Below are 16,786 nucleotides of genomic sequence, written 5' to 3' on the forward strand. Positions count from 1 at the left end.
TAATTTATTTATAATCTTTACTTATGCAGGTTGTTCTTTAAATATTTCAGGATAAACTGTTTTGACCGTGTCTTCGATCTCAGCCAATTTAGTTTTATTATTCGTTATTTTATATAGAGATATCGTGTGGTTATAATATTCTTTGGCTTCCTTATAATTTTGTTCATGGTATAGGATTTTAAATTTCATAAATAACAGGTTAGGAAGATGTCGTATATTATATTCCTTTAGAGAATATACGATGCCTTTCTCTATGTAACTCCGTGCTTTGATTATTTCATCATGCTCGAATAAATGAACGCCCATATTATATAATACTAACTGATATATCTTTTGTGAAAATTGTGAGGTCTGAAACATCGGATAAGGTGAATTTATTACAAAGGTCTCTAATACCGCGAGAAGCTCAGTAAGTACTTTCATACCATTATTATACTGTTCCATTGCAAAATAATTCTGGGCTATGCAATTTAAAATTGCTATGCCAATATTTGAATACATGGTTTTGGAAATGTTATCCATGTTAAATTCAGGATATTCGATTCGTACACCCTTAAAACAGTAATCTAAGGAAGTATTATAATCATTGTCTAATATAGCGGAATAAAGTGCTTTACCATAGTATATATGCTGAAGATTTTCCCCTTTTTTAAAGTCTTCCAGCTTTTCATATTTATCAATCGTGGATTTTATTAATTGTATGTCTTCCTTTTCAATTGCAGCGTTAATAGATTTAATTCCTTCCAAACCTGCTATGGTATTACTGGTAAAATGCATCTTGTAATACTCATTTAAATCCAGATTAAATTTAATGGATAACTGATGCAAAAGGTAGATGGAGGGCTCAGAATCTCCTCGTTCGATCCGGTATATCTGCTTTGGAGTACATATATTTTGAGCCAGCTTTTCCCTGGACATATGATATTTTATTCTTAATTCCTGAAGTAAATTACCAAAATGTTCGTAATTCATTTTAACACCTCTTGGCATAAACAATTATTCCGTAAATATTTCTGGGTATTCCGCCTTGGACGATTTTTCCAATTCGGATATTTTATTTTCTTTATTGATTATTTTATATAGATAAATAGTACGGTTATAATATTCCTTGGCAACCTCATAATTTTTTTTATAATAGAAGATTTTAAACTTCATTAGCAATAAATCAGGTAAAAATCGTAGATTGTTCTCTTTTATTGAAAATTGAATTCCTTTTTCTACATAATCGAGCGCATTTTCAATTTCACCATTATCTAATAAAGAAGCGCTGATATTACATAATACTGCCTGATATATTTTCTTAGAAAATTGAGATGCCTGGAACATGGGATATGGAGATGTTAGAACATAGGTTTCTAATACATTAAGCAGTTCAAAAAGAACTTTCATTCCGTTATTATATTGATTCATTGCAAAATAATTTTGGCTTATGCAATTTAAGAGTGCGATACCAACGTTAGAATATGTATTTTTATCTATTTTACTTATATTAAATTCTGGGTACTCTACTTGGATACCTTTAAAACAATAATCTAAGGAAGTCTTGTAATCCTTATCTAATAAGGCGGAACAAAGTGCTTTACCATAATATATATGCTGAAGATTGCTACCTTTTTTAAATTCTTCTTGTTTTTCATATTTATAAACTAAAGAGTTTAATAAAGTCATATCTCCGCTTTCTAAAGCTGCATTTATGGTTTTAATTCCCTCCAAACCTGCTATGGTATTACTGGTAAAATGCATCTTATAATACTCATTTAAATCCAGATTAAATTTAATGGATAATTGATGCAAAAGGTAGATGGAGGGCTCAGAATCTCCTCGTTCTATCCGGTATATTTGTTTGGGAGTACATATATTTTGAGCCAGTTTTTCCCTGGACATATGATATTTTATTCTTAATTCCTGAAGTAAATTACCAAAATGTTCGTAATTCATTTTTAAATCCACCTCACCTTTTTGAAAGTTATTTCAAAAAGTATTAACTATTTTTAGTTTATAACATTTAATGTCTTTTTAAAGATAGACACAAATGTCTATTTATTTTACAAGAATAACATAATATAATAATGGATATAAATACTGAGCTTCGATAACTTTTATTTTTCCTGGTATTACCGTTAGCATATAATTAATTTATTTATGTATACTTTTCCTTAAATATTTCAGGATACTCTGTTTTAGCTGTATCTTCCAATTCACCTAAAAGAGCTTCCTTATTTGTTATTTTATAAAGATTAACAGCTCGGTTATAGTATTCCCTGGCCTCTTCATATTTTTGCTCACAGTAAAGGATTTTAAATTTCATAAATATCAGGTTAGGAAGATGGCGTATATTATATACCTTTAAGGAGAAAGCGATACCTTTTTCCACGTAAGTTAGAGCTTCTTTTATATCACCGTGATCAAATAGATGAACGCTGACATTATATAATACCCCCTGATATATCTTTTGTGAAAATTGAGAGGCCTGAAACAACGGATAAGGTGAATTTATTACAAAAGCCTCTAATACTGCGAGAAGTTCAGTAAGTACTTTCATGCCCTTATCATGCTGTTCCATTGCAAAATAATTCTGGGCTATGCAATTTAAAATTGATATACCAATATTAGAATACATGGTTTTGGAAATATTATTCATATTAAATTCAGGATATTCTATCCGTATACCCTTAAAACAGTAGTCTAAGGAAGTATTGAAATCATTATCTATTATCGCGGAGCAAAGTGCTTTACCATAGTATATATGCTGAAGATTTTCACCTTTTTTAAAGTCTTCCATCTTTTCATACTTATCAATCGTGGATTTTATTACTTGTATGTCTTCTCTTTCTATAGCAGCATTAATGGAGTTTATTCCTTCTAATCCTGCTATGGTATTACTGGTAAAATACATTTTAAAATACTCATTTAAATCCATATTAAACTTGATAGATAATTGATTTATCAGATATAACGAAGGCTCATAAACCCCTTTTTCAATTCTGTAGATTTGCTTTGGAGTACAGATATCCTGAGCCAGCTGCTCTCTGGTCATATTCCGTGACAATCTTAATTCTCGTAAAAACACGCCAAAATGTTCATAATTCATTGGTAATCACCTAACTTTTACTGGACGCAAGCGTCCATTTATTCATTAAAAAAATAATGTTATAATTTAGTTACAAATATGAAAGATGAGGATAAGAAAATGAGAAAACTTATTTCCAAGCTTCGTTATTTTCTGGCTTTAGCTATTATTGCTTTAACAATTTCAAATGTAACTTTATTATCTAACCAGTTTAAACCATCTGAGGGGATAACTGCTTCAAGTAATAGTGGTAACTGGTACTTTGAATCTAGATAATACAAATTATAACATATTAGGGGAAATTTATCAAATATGTTGTAATAAAACCTTACAGAATCTGCTAATTTTTCTAGGTTTTCTTTTAGCACTAATAAAAACTATTCAGAGAAAGGAGAGAATAAAGAAAAATTTTAAAAAACATATCAATATTGCTCACTTAGAAAGTTTAAAATCTAAGGACAAGTACATATTTAAAAACGCTCTTAAGCTTTTTATTTAAGGTAAATTTAAATAAAAATTTTATTAAAACTTTGAGGGGAGTTCATATAAAATTTTTACCATAAGTATTTAGAATAATGCTAGCAAACCTGCCTAAAGGCAGCGGCGCAAAACTAAAGGGCCTAAACTAACAGGTATGGCAGCCAGTTGCAATATGGTCAATGTATGTTGATTAAAATTATAACTTAAGCTTAAGTTTTTTCTGCTTTGGTTTATGCGAGGTGAGGTATTTTATGGACGAAAGAAGAAGCAGTTCGGAATTAAAAGTGAGTGATAATGAGACGTTTAATAAAATACAAGACCGCTACAGCGTAATAATTGAGCAGACTAACTTGTTTATTTATGATTTAAATCTTATAAACCACGAAGTTTATGTATCGGATAACTTTATTGAACTAACAGGAATACCATTCAAAAAGCAGGCTATCTTAAAACAGATGGTATGTAGTAAGAATGTACATCCGGATGATTTGGACAATTTTAAAAATTTTATAAAACATGGTAAGGACGGAAGTCATTCCCATTCCATTACCTACCGGCGAAAAAATCCGGATGGCAGGTATGCTTGGATAAGAAGCAGTAAAAAAAGTATTTTTAATGAATGCGGTAAACTCATTCGGGTCTTAGGGACGGCTCAGGATGTAAGTGCAGAGATGGAAGCATTCGAAAAAATAAAAAACCGCGCAGAGAAAGATGCACTGACCGATATTCCCAATCTTCTGAAGTTTACTGTTGATGCGGAAGAATTAATCCGAAATAACCGGGATAAGTCATATGCGGTAGTTGTTTTCGATATTGATAAATTTCGAATTATTAATGATTTATATGGGTCAAAAGAAGGGGACGGAGTATTAAAATATATTGGTTATATTTTGAAAACCAAAATCAGTCAATTTTTACACTGCCGCATGTACGCCGACAATTTCGCAATTTTAATGCAATATAATAAAGACTCCGATTTTAATAATATGGCAGATTTATTGAGAGAAGAGATGAAACAATACCCCTTAAATTTAGGGGTAATGCTTTCATTTGGCGTATGTAAGGCGGAAGATGAAACGAATATCATTACTTTATGTGATCGTGCCAGTCTTGCTAAAAAGACGATTAAAGGAAATGTATTAAAGTTAGTAGCCTATTATGATGAAACATTACGGCAGCGGGGAATTGAAGACAAAGATATCGAGAATGAAATGAACTTAGCGCTGGATAATGGGGAGTTTGAAATGTACCTCCAGCCGAAAGTATTAATTGCGACTACGGAAGTTGTAGGTGCTGAGGCTTTGGTCAGATGGGTTCATCCATCAAAAGGAATCATTTCACCGGAGCGGTTCATTCCATTGTTTGAAAAGAACGGTTTTATTATCAAGTTAGATTATCTAATTTGGGAGATGGCGTTTGCGACTTTAAGAAAGTGGTTGGATGAAGGTTTTATTCCCATCCCGATTTCAGTTAACGTTTCCCGTCTTCACTTACACAATTCCGATATTGTTCAGAAATTCATTCTGTTAGCGGAAAAATATCAGGTTCCGCGGAATCTTATTGAGTTGGAACTAACAGAAACAGCTTTTCTTAACAATCTGGATGAGTTATCCTATTTGGCGCAGTGCTTAAAAAAAGAAGGTTTTATCCTTTCCATGGATGATTTTGGGACAGGTTATTCATCGCTTAATATGCTGAAAGATGTACCTGTAGATGTAATTAAGATTGACCGGGGTTTTTTAAATGAAGTAGTAGCTACAGAAAGAGGTAAAACGGTTATTCAATATACCATAGCAATGGCGAAAAAGTTAAATATTGAAGTCATAGCTGAGGGGGTTGAGAACTTTGTGCAGGCGGAATTTCTATATGAAGCCGGCTGCGAAACAGCCCAAGGCTATTTTTATTCAAAACCGATACCCATTCCTAAGTTTGAACAGTATACATTTGGTTATATTAATAATTAATTATTCAGACACATATCCTATGCACTAAAAGGCAGGATTATGTGTCTTTTTTTTGTTTGTAGTAACTTTATATAAAATAAATCATAAAATATTGTATAATCAAAAAAGGAGATTTATTAAATGGATAACTACAGACGTCCAATGAATACCCGTTATAACAGAAACATGGGTTCCTATCAAAATCCTCAATGTGACTGCGGCGTTACCCCGGTTATGGAAGCCGGTGATCGTTGTGGCAAAGATGATTACGATAAATGTCTTGAAAAATTTCCGCTGGCAATGGCATATGTACCTTTCCAAAAATGGAGAAAGGTTATGGATGCACGCGAAGGTTTAGCAGTAGGGACAATATTCCAGGAACTAAACTTACCATGGTATGGCGATAGAAATATGTGTGGAATGAGAGGTGATAGGCATGACAAATAGAAGCCGTGAGCAGTTAATGTGTATTATCACCGAATCCAGTTTTGCATTAGATGACGTCAAGTTATTTTTAGACACTCATCCTTATGACAGGGAAGCTTTGGATTATTATCAGAATTACAGGCAGATTCGTAAAGAAGCTATGAAAGAATACAGAGATTGTTATGGACCTATCTCGGCTTATGATGTAGCAGATGCTAATTATTGGACTTGGATAGACGAACCATGGCCATGGGAAGGAGCGTGCTAATTTATGTGGAATTATGAAAAAAGATTGCAACATCCTGTAAACATCAAAAACCCTAATGCGAAAGCAGCAAAATTTATAATTACCCAGTTTGGCGGGCCAGACGGCGAATTAGCAGCTTCCATGCGTTATTTATCTCAAAGATATACCATGCCTTATAAAGAAGTTACTGCGGTATTAACCGATATAGGTATATCGGGTTCAAAATGACACTAAATATGCTTGACTTTTTCATAGCTTGCAATCATACTATGGAATAGAAAATAATAGAATACCTGCCGAAGAACTAAGGAGGACTTAAGTGGATAAACATAATACATTATGGGCAAAAATAAAAGAATATATATATATAACCCTTGGGGTTGAGTTAGTAGTTATAGGTGTCTACTTTTTTAAATTCCCTAATCATTTTTCAATTGGCGGTGTAACCGGGTTAGCCATCCTGTTAAGTAATATATTAGGACCTGCAATCAGCTCGGGAACCCTTGTTTTAATTATTAATTTTATATTACTAATAGTGGGATATGCTGTATTAGGGAAAAGTTTTGGGAACCGTACGGCCTACGGAAGCATATTAATGTCCTTATCTCTAAAACTTCTGGAATTATTGGTGCCAATGAATGGTCCGATAACCAACGAACCTATGCTGGAACTTGCATTTGCTGTTATCCTGCCGGCTGTGGGAGCAGCCATGTTATTTAATATAGGCGCCTCAACCGGAGGAACCGATGTAACAGCAATGTTGCTGAAAAAATATACAAATGCTGATATAGGAAAATCATTATTATATTCCGATTTCGTTTTAACACTTTTTGCATTTGTTGTTTTCGACGTTAAAACAGGATTGTTATCTTTATTAGGGTTATTCTTAAAATCAACATTAGTGGATACCGTAATTGAAAGTATGAACTTAAATAAGTATTTTACAATTATATGTAAAGAGCCTAAACCAATCTGTGATTATATTTTAAATCACCTACACCGTAGTGCTACGATTTGTGACGCGAAAGGTGCTTTCTCAGAAAAAGAAAAAAAACTTATCTTAACGGTTATGAACCGCAGCCAGGCAGTACAATTAAGAAGATTTATCAAGCAGACGGAACCGGATGCGTTTATACTTATAACAAATACAAGCGAAATTGTGGGACGAGGTTTCCGAGCTTAAAGGACACGCCAGCGTTATAACTGTTTTTTTGCTAATTCCCATACTTACAATGCATAGATATTCTGCGACAGATTTTCTCTCCTCATCCGGATATGATTTTGATAAATAAAAGACATATTACAGTTAAAATAATAGGACGTATGATTTTATAACCATTTTTTAAGACAAGTCCCGAACCGATATAATTACCGGCAATACTAAAAAGAGCTGCAGTTAAACCTAGTAAGAAAATTATTTTTCCATTAAGGATAAAGGTTATCAAGGCTGCTATATTAGAAGATAAGTTTACCAGTTTGGTATTACCGGATGCGATTCTAATATCCATCCGGGCCAGACCGGTATAGATAAGAATCAAAAAAGTTCCGGTTCCCGGACCGTAAAATCCATCATAAGCTCCTATTACAAAAGCTGCACCAAAAGCAATGAGACATACTTTCTTTCTTGGAAGGGGGTTCTCTTTAGCTTTATCTGCAAAGGAATTGTTTTTAATAACATAAAAGCCCACTACCGGTAGAATCATTAAAAGGATATATTTTAAGAACTTTTCATTAACTAAAAGTGCCAGATTAGCTCCGAGAGTGGAACCTGACAAAGCCAGTAATATGGATGGTATTCCAATCCCCCAATCAACCAGTTTATTTTTACAGTAGCGGAATGTGGCAATAGCAGTACCCACGCTTGATGACAGCTTATTGGTAGCTATTGCATAGTGAGGGGGAAGACCGGCAATAAAATAAGCAGGGAGAGAAATTAGTCCGCCGCCGCCGGCAATCGAATCAATGAGTCCGGCAAGAAATACCAAAGGGCAGACAATCAAAAAAGTATGTAAGGTAATTTCCATAATAATCTCCAGTCTATTTATGTTTTATAAGTATTAACGTATGTAAATGGTAACTTCTATCGATTCTCATTCAAAGGTTAATTCACCCCAAATCAGCATATCCATTCTATATTAATAAAGTTAAAGAACCCTGAATCAGTATATCTACTCTGCTTCCTTAAGTCAATAATATTATAAATTATACTTCATTTAATATTGAGTTATTAGGTAACCTGAATTACATGAGTGTATTTATATTCAAGGATCAAAAGTCCACTTAATGTGATTTTTTATAATAGGATGTCTATGATTCAATTTAGATTTAAACTAATAAACAGCTGAATCTTTTGGTATTAAATCTAAAGTTATTTGAGTATAATATTTGATTCTGGTAATTCTATCATTATAAATGGATAGAAAGGAAAATAATTTATGAGTTCAGATAATTGTACGTTAACGAATCATAATACGGAATCGATATGGAAAAAAGAGTGTCAGTTTGAAAAGAGAGAACAATTAAAAAATGATATAAATGCAGATGTTGTTATTATTGGGGCAGGTATGGCCGGATTATTGACGGCTTTTTTACTAAAAAAGAAAGGTATTGATGCAGTGGTTCTGGAAGGAAACGAAATTGCAAGCGGCCAGACACAAAATACAACGGCAAAAATCACTTCACAGCATACTTTAATTTATGACAACCTGCTTCAGAAATTTGGCAGGGAAAAAGCACATTTATACGGTATGGCCAATGAAGCAGCGATACAGATGTATGCAGATTTAATCAATGAGTATAACATTTCCTGTCATTTTGAAAGAATTCCATCCTATGTATATACGAAAGATGATGTTTCAAAAATTGAAAAAGAAGTTAAAGCAGCAGAGGAATGCGGCATCAAAGCAGAATTTACTGCAGATACAACTCTTCCTTTTTCTATCAAAGGAGCAGTCAAATTTATAAACCAGGCAATGTTTAATCCCCTGGAATTTCTGCAGGAAGTTACCAAACCCCTAAAAATTTATGAGCATACCATGGTAAAAGGAATTGAAGATATGGTTGTTTTAACAGATGGGGGGAAAGTGAAAGCAAAGGAAATTGTTGTTGCAACCCACTATCCGTTTATCAACAGCCCTGGATATTATTTTGTGAGAATGCACCAGGAAAGATCCTATGCCCTTGCAATCAGTAATGTACCCATGCTTGATGGTATGTATAAAGACGAAAGTCAATCCGGATATTCCTTCAGAAACTATAAAGACATGATTATATTAGGAGGTGGAAGTCATCGAACCGGTGAAAATTCCTCCGGAGGAAAATATGAAAACTTAAGGAAGGCAGCAAGTGAATATTATCCTGAAAGTAAGGAAGTATGTCATTGGTCCGCCCAGGATTGCCATTCGGTGGATAAGATACCTTATATCGGGAAATATGCCGCGACCACTCCAAATCTCTATGTGGCAACTGGCTTTAAAAAGTGGGGTATGACCAGTTCCATGGTATCTGCCAAGATATTAAGTGATAAAATAAGCGGTAATAAGAATCCCTTTGAAGAGGTATTTGATCCCCAAAGATTTGAAGTTACTGCTTCCATGTCAGGACTTATGGATGAAACAAAACATACCGTGGAAAATCTAATCTTAAAGAAATTCAAAATACCGGAGACAAAACTGGATGAAGTCCCCAATGGTCATGGGGCATTAATAGAAGAAGAGGGGCATAAGATTGGGGTTTATAAGGACATAGAGGGGCAAGTATTTACGGTATTGGCCAAATGCACCCATTTAGGCTGCCAACTGGAATGGAATCCGGATGAATTATGCTGGGAATGCCCCTGCCATGGTTCCCGTTTTGATTATACCGGTGCTTTAATTAATAATCCTGCCCTTAAGAGTCTGGAGCGTGAGCAGCATAATTAAAAATATTCACAAAAAATCCTTTTTTGAAGGCTGGTATTTTAAATGTCAAAAGGGAGATCAGATAATTTCATTTATCCCAAGTTACAGTACGGATAAAAATGGAATATCCCAGGTATTCATACAGATTATTATGAATGACAATTCTTATATGGTTTCCTATCAGTTGGAGGATTTTTACCTTAACCGTAAAAATCAATTTATACGGATAGGGAATAACAGCTTTTGCAGAAAAGGAATTAAAATTGACATCGATACGGAGGGTATTTCAATAAACGGTATCCTGTATTTCGGTAAAATGGAACCTCTCCGGTATACTATCATGGGTTATTATCATTATTTTCCCGGAATGGAATGCAAGCATGAAATTATCAGTATGTATCATAAGATAAAAGGAAGCTTAAAGTGTAACGGAAGAGAATATTCATTTTGTTCGGGTTCCGGTTACCTGGAAAAAGATATGGGGAATTCCTTTCCCAAGACTTACACCTGGATACAGTGCAATCATTTTCCGGCAGAAAAATGTTCGGTCTTTATTTCCATAGCTGAAATTCCCTACCATGGAATTCATTTTCAGGGTTGTATCTGTGCCATACATTATAAAGGAAAAGAATACCGGTTTGCCACCTATCTCGGAGTAAAAGTTTTAAAAAGTACCCGTAATGAAATATGCTTAAAGCAGGGGAAATACTTATTTAAAGTAAAACTTTTTAATAGTAAAAAGGGAATGAATTATTCTCCTGAGTTTTCTCACAAACTGTTTGCTCCGGTATTTGGAGAGATGTCAAGAACCATCAAAGAGCAACATTTAACCGCCGGTGAATTTCTGCTTTATGAAAAAGGCAACTTAATAATTCCTCTTAGCAGCAGTAAAGTAAGTTATGAATATGTTGAATAACGGTTACAGTTCAGCCACAAGGCTGAAAATGTAACGAATAACGTACAACCTCCAAATAATAAATTGTATCAACCCTGATTTTATTGTTTGGAGGTTTATTATTGAATGGTAATACAAAGCTGATTTTTAAACAGGATAATATGGATATATTTGAATGTAAAAATGCTGAATTCCTCTTTCATTTACAAGAAGCGCTGCTCCTGGTACTAATGGATAAAGAAATGATTGACCGGTATCAATCAGATGAATATCTTATAGAACAGCGAGAAAATCACAAAAAGGTGGTGATTCCATGAAAGTTGCTGCCTATTGCAGGGTCTCTACGGAGACGGATGATCAATTAAATTCCCTGGAAAATCAAAAGATATTTTTCAATGATTATATTAACCGGAATCCCGGGTGGGAGCTTTCAAAAATCTATGTGGATGAAGGTATAACCGGAACCAGTATTAAGAAAAGATTTGCTTTTTTACATATGTTAAGGGATGCGCAAAGCCATGAATTTGAGTTGGTTCTGACGAAAGAAATCAGCCGTTTTGCCCGGAATACCTTGGACAGTATATATTATACCCGGATGTTAAAGAATTTGGGAATCGGTATTATTTTCCTAAACGATAATATTAATACACTGGATAAGGATGCGGAGCTGCGACTTACCATTTTAGCTTCCATAGCACAGGAGGAAAGCCGCAAAACTTCTGACCGTGTAAAATGGGGACAAAAGCGCAGTATGGAGCGGGGTGTGGTATTCGGGACTAATATGCTTGGGTATGATTTAAGAAATGGTAAGTTATATATCAATGAGGGAGAAGCAGAAACGGTACGATTAATTTTTAATAAATTTGTAAAAGAGAAAAAAGGTACCCATGTAATTGCCCGGGAACTCTCGGAGGCTGGTATTCCAACGGCAAGCGGTAAAAATAAATGGTATGGGGCAGTAATCCTTAAAATCTTAAAAAATGAAAAATACTGCGGAGATTTGATTCAAAAGAAAACATACACGCCTGATTATTTAGATCATGAAAAAAAATATAATCACGGAGAAGAGGATTTAATAACAATTTATAATCATCATGAACCTATAATTGAAAGAGAGCTGTTTTGTCAGGCGCAAGCAGAATTAAAACAAAGGCTTCTTCTGCCGGGAGAGAAAAAGAAATATACTAACAGATACTGTTTTTCAGGACTGATAAATTGCGGAATCTGCGGCCATTCTTATGTTTCACGGTCGAAAAAACTTAAAGACCAAGGAGTATACCGATATTGGCGGTGTTATGAAGCCGTACAGAGAGGAAAACAACATACTGATTCTAACGGAAATATAAAGGGATGTAATAACAGTACCATAACAGAGGAAGATTTAAAGTTTATTCTGAAGGATTTAATTCAAAAATTAAACATTGATAAAGAAGAGCTGCTTAGTAATGTATATAGGATTTTTAAAAAGACTGTTAATGAGGATTACAAAAGTACGGAGCCGAAACAGATACAGGAAAAACTTCAGAAAAATATATTAAAAAAGCAATATTTGATTGATTTATATCTTTCAAATGAAATAACAGAAACAGATTATAATGTACTAAAACAAAAATATGAAACAACCATTAGTCAGTTAAGAAGGGAGTTAGAGAAACGTATTCAGAAAGATAAGGATACAAATCAGATTACGTCAGAGGTTAAAAAAAAGAAAGTTTTAGATGATATCAGGCAAATTCTATTTCCGGTTATAAACGGTTTAGAATGGAATGATATCTTTTATCATAATATCCTGGATAAAATTAATATTTACCGCATAGAGGATACAGAAAATTCAGATGTCACATATGCTGAAGTATATTTAAAAGGAATACATAATAGCTTTACTTATCAGATAAATAAAAGTAATTCGTCATTTCAAAGCCGAGGCAGGTACAGAAGAACTGGCACATATGGAAATCGTTAGTACCATAGTTCATCAATTAACAAGAAATTTAACGATTGAAGAAATTAAAGCAGCCGGTTTTGAAACTTATTTTGTAGACCATACGGTAGGTTTATGGCCGCAGGCCGCAAGCGGTATGCCGTTTAGCTCAACTTTCTTCCAATCAAAAGGTGATCCAATAACGGATTTACATGAGGATATGGCAGCAGAACAAAAAGCCAGAACGACTTATGACAACATTCTTCGTTTGGTTAAAGATCCGGATATTATTGACCCGATTCGTTTCTTAAGAGCAAGAGAAATCGCCCATTATCAGAGATTCGGCGAATCATTAAGAATCGTACAGGATCATTTGGACTCCAGAAACTTCTATGCATTTAACCCATCATTTGATAAATAACTTCTTAAAAACCTGATTCATTATACTGTATATAATCTATCATAAATAGGGTTTCTTTTTCTCAAATTAAAAATGGAGTGATTTTATATCGCTCCATTTTCAAAAAAAATATTAATATTAGTGAAATAATGTAAGGGTTAAAGAGTATGCATAATCCTTACATTATTTTTATTATTAGGGAAATTATATAAAAGGAATTATTAAAAGTGATTTAGGCAATTGCGAAACTTTATTTATATACCAAATAATGCAATTTCGAATCTTGAAAAGTAAATTATTGTAAAGGAATCCGTAATGTCAACCATGATTAATTATAAGGTTGACATTACGGATTCCTTATGTTATTTTATATACTAAGGAGGTGCTTTTCATGAGTGCAAAACAGCATGTGCTATCCGTATTGGAGAAAAATAAAGGAAAAAGTGTATCCGGTGCTAAACTGGCACAAGAACTTTTCATCAGCAGAAATGCAGTTTGGAAAGCCATAAAAAGCCTTCAGCTGGAGGGATATGATATTACAGCAGTTCCCAATAAAGGTTATTGTTTATCGGAAGATAATGATATTCTGTCTGTTGAAAGCATTATACCTTATCTGTCTGACCATATAAGACCTGTTAATCTGGAGGTGCGCAAATCAGTTACTTCTACCAACACAATTTTAAAAGAGCTGGCAAGCGAGGGTGAAGCAGAGGGAAAAGTGCTGATAGCGGAAGAACAGACCGGAGGGAGAGGGCGTTTAGGCCGGAATTTTTATTCTCCTGCCAGGACCGGTTTATATATGAGTATACTTTTACGGCCGAAAGTAAAGGTAGAAGATTCCCTGTATATTACCACCTCCGCTGCGGTTTCGGTAGCGAAAGCCATAGAGAAAGTCACAGGCTGCGAAGCTAAAATTAAGTGGGTGAATGATATTTTCTGCGACGGTAAAAAGGTTTGTGGTATTCTTACGGAGGCCGGAGTAGATTTTGAGGGAGGCGGACTGGAATATTGTATTGTGGGAATGGGGATTAATGTAGCCAGACCTCAGGGAGATTTTCCGGATGAAATAAAAGAAATTGCCGGAGGAATTTTTGAACCCAATAGGTATTCATCCAATCTTCGAAGTAAATTGGCAGCGGAAATTCTCAATTACTTTTGGGGATATTATTCGGAATTTTCAAAGAAAGCGTTTATAGACGAATACCGCAGACGTTCCTTTTTAATTGGGAAAGAGGTGAACATTATATCGGGAGATCAATTACAGAATGCAAAAGCATTGGATATCGATGAGAATGCCCGGTTAGTGGTTCAATTGCCGGATGGAGAAATAAAAACATTATCCTCCGGTGAAGTAAGCATCAGGCCTAAGTAATATATTGGTGTATACATTCGTATTTATTGAAAACAATACATTGGCTGATTGACACCGCCAAAACAATAGTTTACAAGAAAAAGGAGAAAAATATGAAAGCACTGGCAGAAAAAATCATAAATGGCTGCCGTTTAAAAAGGGAGGACGATTTAAACTGCTTTTTAACGGCTGATTTAGAGGAATTATGTGATGGAGCCAATAGAATCCGGGAATTTTTTCGGGGTAATAAAATAAATTTATGCGCAATCATAAACGGAAGAAGCGGTAAGTGCAGTGAGAATTGCAAGTTCTGTGCCCAGTCCGGACACCACAACACCGGGATTGCAGAATATGGTTTTTTAGACGGAGATGTCATCGTAGAGGACTGCAAAAAGCATGAGGCGGAAGGTGTACATCGGTATTCTATTGTGACTGCGGGACGCGCACTTAAAGGAGAAGATTTTACTAAGGCACTATTAGCATACCGGAAAATGAAAGAGGAATGCAGGATAGATTTATGTGCTTCTCATGGGCTGTTAACGGAAGAAGATTATATAGCCCTAAAAGAAGCCGGTGTTATGCGGTATCATGAGAATATTGAAACCTCAAAAAGAAATTTTCCAAATATCTGTACAACCCATACGTATGAAGATAAAATACGCTGCATTCATTCAGCAAAAAAGGCAGGACTGGAAGTCTGTTCCGGCGGTATTATCGGGATGGGCGAGACCTGGGAGGACCGGATTGATATGGCAGTCAGTTTAGCTGAATTAGAAGTGGATTCCATACCAATTAATGCCTTAACGCCCATAAAAGGAACACCTTTGGAGGATGTTCCCATTATATCCCAGGAGGATTTGCTAAGAACGATCGCAATTTTCCGTTATATTAACCCTAAAGCAGATATAAGACTGGCAGCCGGACGGGATATTATGGATCATTCCGGAGAAAAAGCATTCCTTTCCGGAACTAATGCAACCATAACCGGAAATATGCTCACCACTTCCGGGAATAATATAAAAGAAGACATTACAATGCTTGAAAAACTGGGATTTGACTTATCAAAGTAGAGTTTATGCATAAAGCATGGGCGTTAGTGTAAATGCGGTTGAAAGAAAAAAACGAATGTCACACAAGTTTTAACTTGCTGATTTTTTAGATATAGGCAGTATCCTGCATGGATAAGGCGGATACATAATTTTAAGAGTGGAAGAAAAATAAAAAAGAAGGATGCCACACAGGGATTCTTTCACTCTTTTATTTGTGGCAGTATCGCAGGCCGGCCTGCGATATGCAATGGTGTAAAAATATGAATAACAAAAGAATGAATACCAAAGAATTAACTTTAATTGGGCTGATGACGGCAATTACCTGTATATTGGGTCCTCTTTCCGTGCCTTTACCAATTAGTTTGGTTCCAATATCCTTTACCAATTTAGCAATCTATTTTACTGTATTCTTATTAGGGTGGAAGAGAGGGACAATCAGTTATCTTATCTATCTTTTTATCGGATTTGTCGGTGTTCCTGTATTTTCCGGTTTTAGCGGCGGACCCGGAAAGCTGTTAGGACCTACAGGAGGGTATCTGATTGGATTTTTATTCTTAGCAATTATAAGCGGATTATTTATAGATTATTTCAAAGGTAAAATCTATATGTACACCCTTGGTATGGTTTTAGGATTAGCTGTTACTTATTTACTTGGAACAGCATGGCTGGCATTACAGATGGACCTGTCTTTTTACGAAGGACTTATGATGGGGGTTATACCATTTATACCCGGAGATATTGTTAAAATAATAGCAGCACTAATTCTAGGACCAATACTCCGGAAAAATATAGCTAATATAGTGGGATAAAAACAGAACAAAAAAGCAGGATCACAGAATTAATAATTAATTAAGGGGTTGTTGCAAATTCTTAGAGTAAACCTTACGCAAGATTTCAGGTGCGAGTTAGGTATATGAAAGATTTTGCAGCATCCCCTTTAATATTGCTGAAAGTAAATTAGTGTGTTCATCCTAGGTAAGAAATCCAGCACTCTTATAGATGGAGAAAATATACTGGTTTTATCTTATGGTTCATCAACTGCTTTTAATTGCCAGCAGCAGGCAGCGAAATCTCCTGAGATTTTCTCGGGAAGAATACCGTTATT

General features: G+C 34.8%; 16 protein-coding genes, 2 pseudogenes and 1 riboswitch. Of the genes and pseudogenes, 14 read left to right on the forward strand and 4 right to left on the reverse strand.

The annotated features are described in order from the left end of the window. Positions 1-21 precede the first annotated feature (21 nt). The 3 genes from Ana3638_RS06975 to Ana3638_RS06985 form a co-directional block, all read right to left on the reverse strand. Complete coding sequence (locus tag Ana3638_RS06975; protein ID WP_161837379.1) at positions 22-972, reverse strand: helix-turn-helix transcriptional regulator; 951 nt, start codon at positions 970-972, stop codon at positions 22-24. Positions 973-996: 24 nt separating this feature from the next. After that, on the reverse strand, positions 997-1,938 hold the full coding sequence (locus tag Ana3638_RS06980) for a helix-turn-helix transcriptional regulator (protein WP_161837380.1): 942 nt from the start codon (positions 1,936-1,938) through the stop codon (positions 997-999). Between the two features lie 202 nt (positions 1,939-2,140). Continuing rightward, complete coding sequence (locus tag Ana3638_RS06985) at positions 2,141-3,091, reverse strand: helix-turn-helix domain-containing protein (protein ID WP_161837381.1); 951 nt, start codon at positions 3,089-3,091, stop codon at positions 2,141-2,143. Between the two features lie 99 nt (positions 3,092-3,190). Between Ana3638_RS06985 and Ana3638_RS06990 the strand changes: the two genes are divergently transcribed. The 6 genes and pseudogenes from Ana3638_RS06990 to Ana3638_RS07015 all read left to right on the forward strand — a co-directional run bounded on the left by Ana3638_RS06990 (position 3,191) and on the right by Ana3638_RS07015 (position 7,349). Beyond that, the gene (locus Ana3638_RS06990; RefSeq protein ID WP_161837382.1) at positions 3,191-3,346 is read left to right on the forward strand and encodes a hypothetical protein; all 156 of its coding nucleotides are present in this window, start codon (positions 3,191-3,193) and stop codon (positions 3,344-3,346) included. 294 nt (positions 3,347-3,640) lie between these two features. Then, positions 3,641-3,723: riboswitch (cyclic di-GMP riboswitch) on the forward strand. Positions 3,724-3,801: 78 nt separating this feature from the next. After that, on the forward strand, positions 3,802-5,514 hold the full coding sequence (locus Ana3638_RS06995; RefSeq protein WP_161837383.1) for a bifunctional diguanylate cyclase/phosphodiesterase: 1,713 nt from the start codon (positions 3,802-3,804) through the stop codon (positions 5,512-5,514). 120 nt (positions 5,515-5,634) lie between these two features. Beyond that, positions 5,635-5,940: a spore coat associated protein CotJA gene (locus Ana3638_RS07000; RefSeq protein WP_246240853.1), complete on the forward strand. Its 306-nt coding sequence runs from the start codon at positions 5,635-5,637 to the stop codon at positions 5,938-5,940. Beyond that, on the forward strand, positions 5,930-6,187 hold the full coding sequence (locus tag Ana3638_RS07005) for a spore coat protein CotJB (protein WP_161837384.1): 258 nt from the start codon (positions 5,930-5,932) through the stop codon (positions 6,185-6,187). The genes Ana3638_RS07000 and Ana3638_RS07005 overlap by 11 nt, the downstream gene beginning before the upstream one ends. 3 nt (positions 6,188-6,190) lie before the next feature. Continuing rightward, positions 6,191-6,376, forward strand: a pseudogene (locus tag Ana3638_RS07010) (manganese catalase family protein); the annotation flags it as partial. A 109-nt stretch (positions 6,377-6,485) separates the two neighbouring features. Then, complete coding sequence (locus Ana3638_RS07015) at positions 6,486-7,349, forward strand: YitT family protein (RefSeq protein WP_161837386.1); 864 nt, start codon at positions 6,486-6,488, stop codon at positions 7,347-7,349. Between the two features lie 82 nt (positions 7,350-7,431). Here Ana3638_RS07015 and Ana3638_RS07020 read toward each other — a convergent pair whose 3' ends face one another. Next, positions 7,432-8,190, reverse strand: coding sequence for a TSUP family transporter (locus Ana3638_RS07020; protein WP_161837387.1), 759 nt, complete (start codon positions 8,188-8,190; stop codon positions 7,432-7,434). Positions 8,191-8,601: 411 nt separating this feature from the next. On the opposite strand from Ana3638_RS07020, the gene Ana3638_RS07025 reads away from it, so the two are divergent. From Ana3638_RS07025 to Ana3638_RS07060, 8 genes and pseudogenes are all read left to right on the forward strand, one after another. Further along, on the forward strand, positions 8,602-10,086 hold the full coding sequence (locus Ana3638_RS07025; RefSeq protein WP_161837388.1) for an FAD-dependent oxidoreductase: 1,485 nt from the start codon (positions 8,602-8,604) through the stop codon (positions 10,084-10,086). Beyond that, positions 10,070-10,981, forward strand: a complete 912-nt coding sequence (locus tag Ana3638_RS07030; protein ID WP_161837389.1) for a tocopherol cyclase family protein — start codon at positions 10,070-10,072, stop codon at positions 10,979-10,981. The genes Ana3638_RS07025 and Ana3638_RS07030 overlap by 17 nt, the downstream gene beginning before the upstream one ends. A gap of 101 nt (positions 10,982-11,082) precedes the next feature. Next, on the forward strand, positions 11,083-11,277 hold the full coding sequence (locus tag Ana3638_RS07035) for a hypothetical protein (protein WP_161837390.1): 195 nt from the start codon (positions 11,083-11,085) through the stop codon (positions 11,275-11,277). Next, positions 11,274-12,923 carry a recombinase family protein gene (locus Ana3638_RS07040; protein ID WP_161837391.1) on the forward strand — a complete coding sequence of 550 codons (1,650 nt, stop codon included), beginning with the start codon at positions 11,274-11,276 and terminating at the stop codon, positions 12,921-12,923. Before Ana3638_RS07035 ends, Ana3638_RS07040 begins: the two co-directional genes overlap by 4 nt. After that, positions 12,883-13,302 (forward strand): annotated as a pseudogene (locus Ana3638_RS07045) (manganese catalase family protein); the annotation flags it as partial. The gene Ana3638_RS07040 and the pseudogene Ana3638_RS07045, both read left to right, overlap by 41 nt. Before the next feature lie 370 nt (positions 13,303-13,672). After that, positions 13,673-14,653: a biotin--[acetyl-CoA-carboxylase] ligase gene (locus tag Ana3638_RS07050; protein WP_161837393.1), complete on the forward strand. Its 981-nt coding sequence runs from the start codon at positions 13,673-13,675 to the stop codon at positions 14,651-14,653. Between the two features lie 92 nt (positions 14,654-14,745). Beyond that, entirely contained in the window at positions 14,746-15,702 is a 957-nt protein-coding gene (bioB, locus tag Ana3638_RS07055) for a biotin synthase BioB (protein ID WP_161837394.1), read from the forward strand. A 239-nt stretch (positions 15,703-15,941) separates the two neighbouring features. Next, positions 15,942-16,490, forward strand: coding sequence for a biotin transporter BioY (locus Ana3638_RS07060; RefSeq protein ID WP_246240855.1), 549 nt, complete (start codon positions 15,942-15,944; stop codon positions 16,488-16,490). The last annotated feature ends 296 nt before the right edge of the window (positions 16,491-16,786 follow it).

This window comes from Anaerocolumna sedimenticola, from assembly GCF_009931695.1.
GTDB lineage: Bacteria > Bacillota > Clostridia > Lachnospirales > Lachnospiraceae > Anaerocolumna > Anaerocolumna sedimenticola.

Coding starts and splice junctions, on each gene's coding strand:
- Ana3638_RS06990 (WP_161837382.1), top strand. CDS start 3,191: ATGAGAAAACTTATTTCCAAGCTTCGTTATTTTCTGGCTTTAGCTATT.
- Ana3638_RS07000 (WP_246240853.1), top strand. CDS start 5,635: ATGGATAACTACAGACGTCCAATGAATACCCGTTATAACAGAAACATG.
- Ana3638_RS06995 (WP_161837383.1), top strand. CDS start 3,802: ATGGACGAAAGAAGAAGCAGTTCGGAATTAAAAGTGAGTGATAATGAG.
- Ana3638_RS07005 (WP_161837384.1), top strand. CDS start 5,930: ATGACAAATAGAAGCCGTGAGCAGTTAATGTGTATTATCACCGAATCC.
- bioB (WP_161837394.1), top strand. CDS start 14,746: ATGAAAGCACTGGCAGAAAAAATCATAAATGGCTGCCGTTTAAAAAGG.
- Ana3638_RS07060 (WP_246240855.1), top strand. CDS start 15,942: ATGAATAACAAAAGAATGAATACCAAAGAATTAACTTTAATTGGGCTG.
- Ana3638_RS07020 (WP_161837387.1), bottom strand. CDS start 8,190: ATGGAAATTACCTTACATACTTTTTTGATTGTCTGCCCTTTGGTATTT.
- Ana3638_RS06980 (WP_161837380.1), bottom strand. CDS start 1,938: ATGAATTACGAACATTTTGGTAATTTACTTCAGGAATTAAGAATAAAA.
- Ana3638_RS07050 (WP_161837393.1), top strand. CDS start 13,673: ATGAGTGCAAAACAGCATGTGCTATCCGTATTGGAGAAAAATAAAGGA.
- Ana3638_RS06975 (WP_161837379.1), bottom strand. CDS start 972: ATGAATTACGAACATTTTGGTAATTTACTTCAGGAATTAAGAATAAAA.
- Ana3638_RS07025 (WP_161837388.1), top strand. CDS start 8,602: ATGAGTTCAGATAATTGTACGTTAACGAATCATAATACGGAATCGATA.
- Ana3638_RS07040 (WP_161837391.1), top strand. CDS start 11,274: ATGAAAGTTGCTGCCTATTGCAGGGTCTCTACGGAGACGGATGATCAA.
- Ana3638_RS06985 (WP_161837381.1), bottom strand. CDS start 3,091: ATGAATTATGAACATTTTGGCGTGTTTTTACGAGAATTAAGATTGTCA.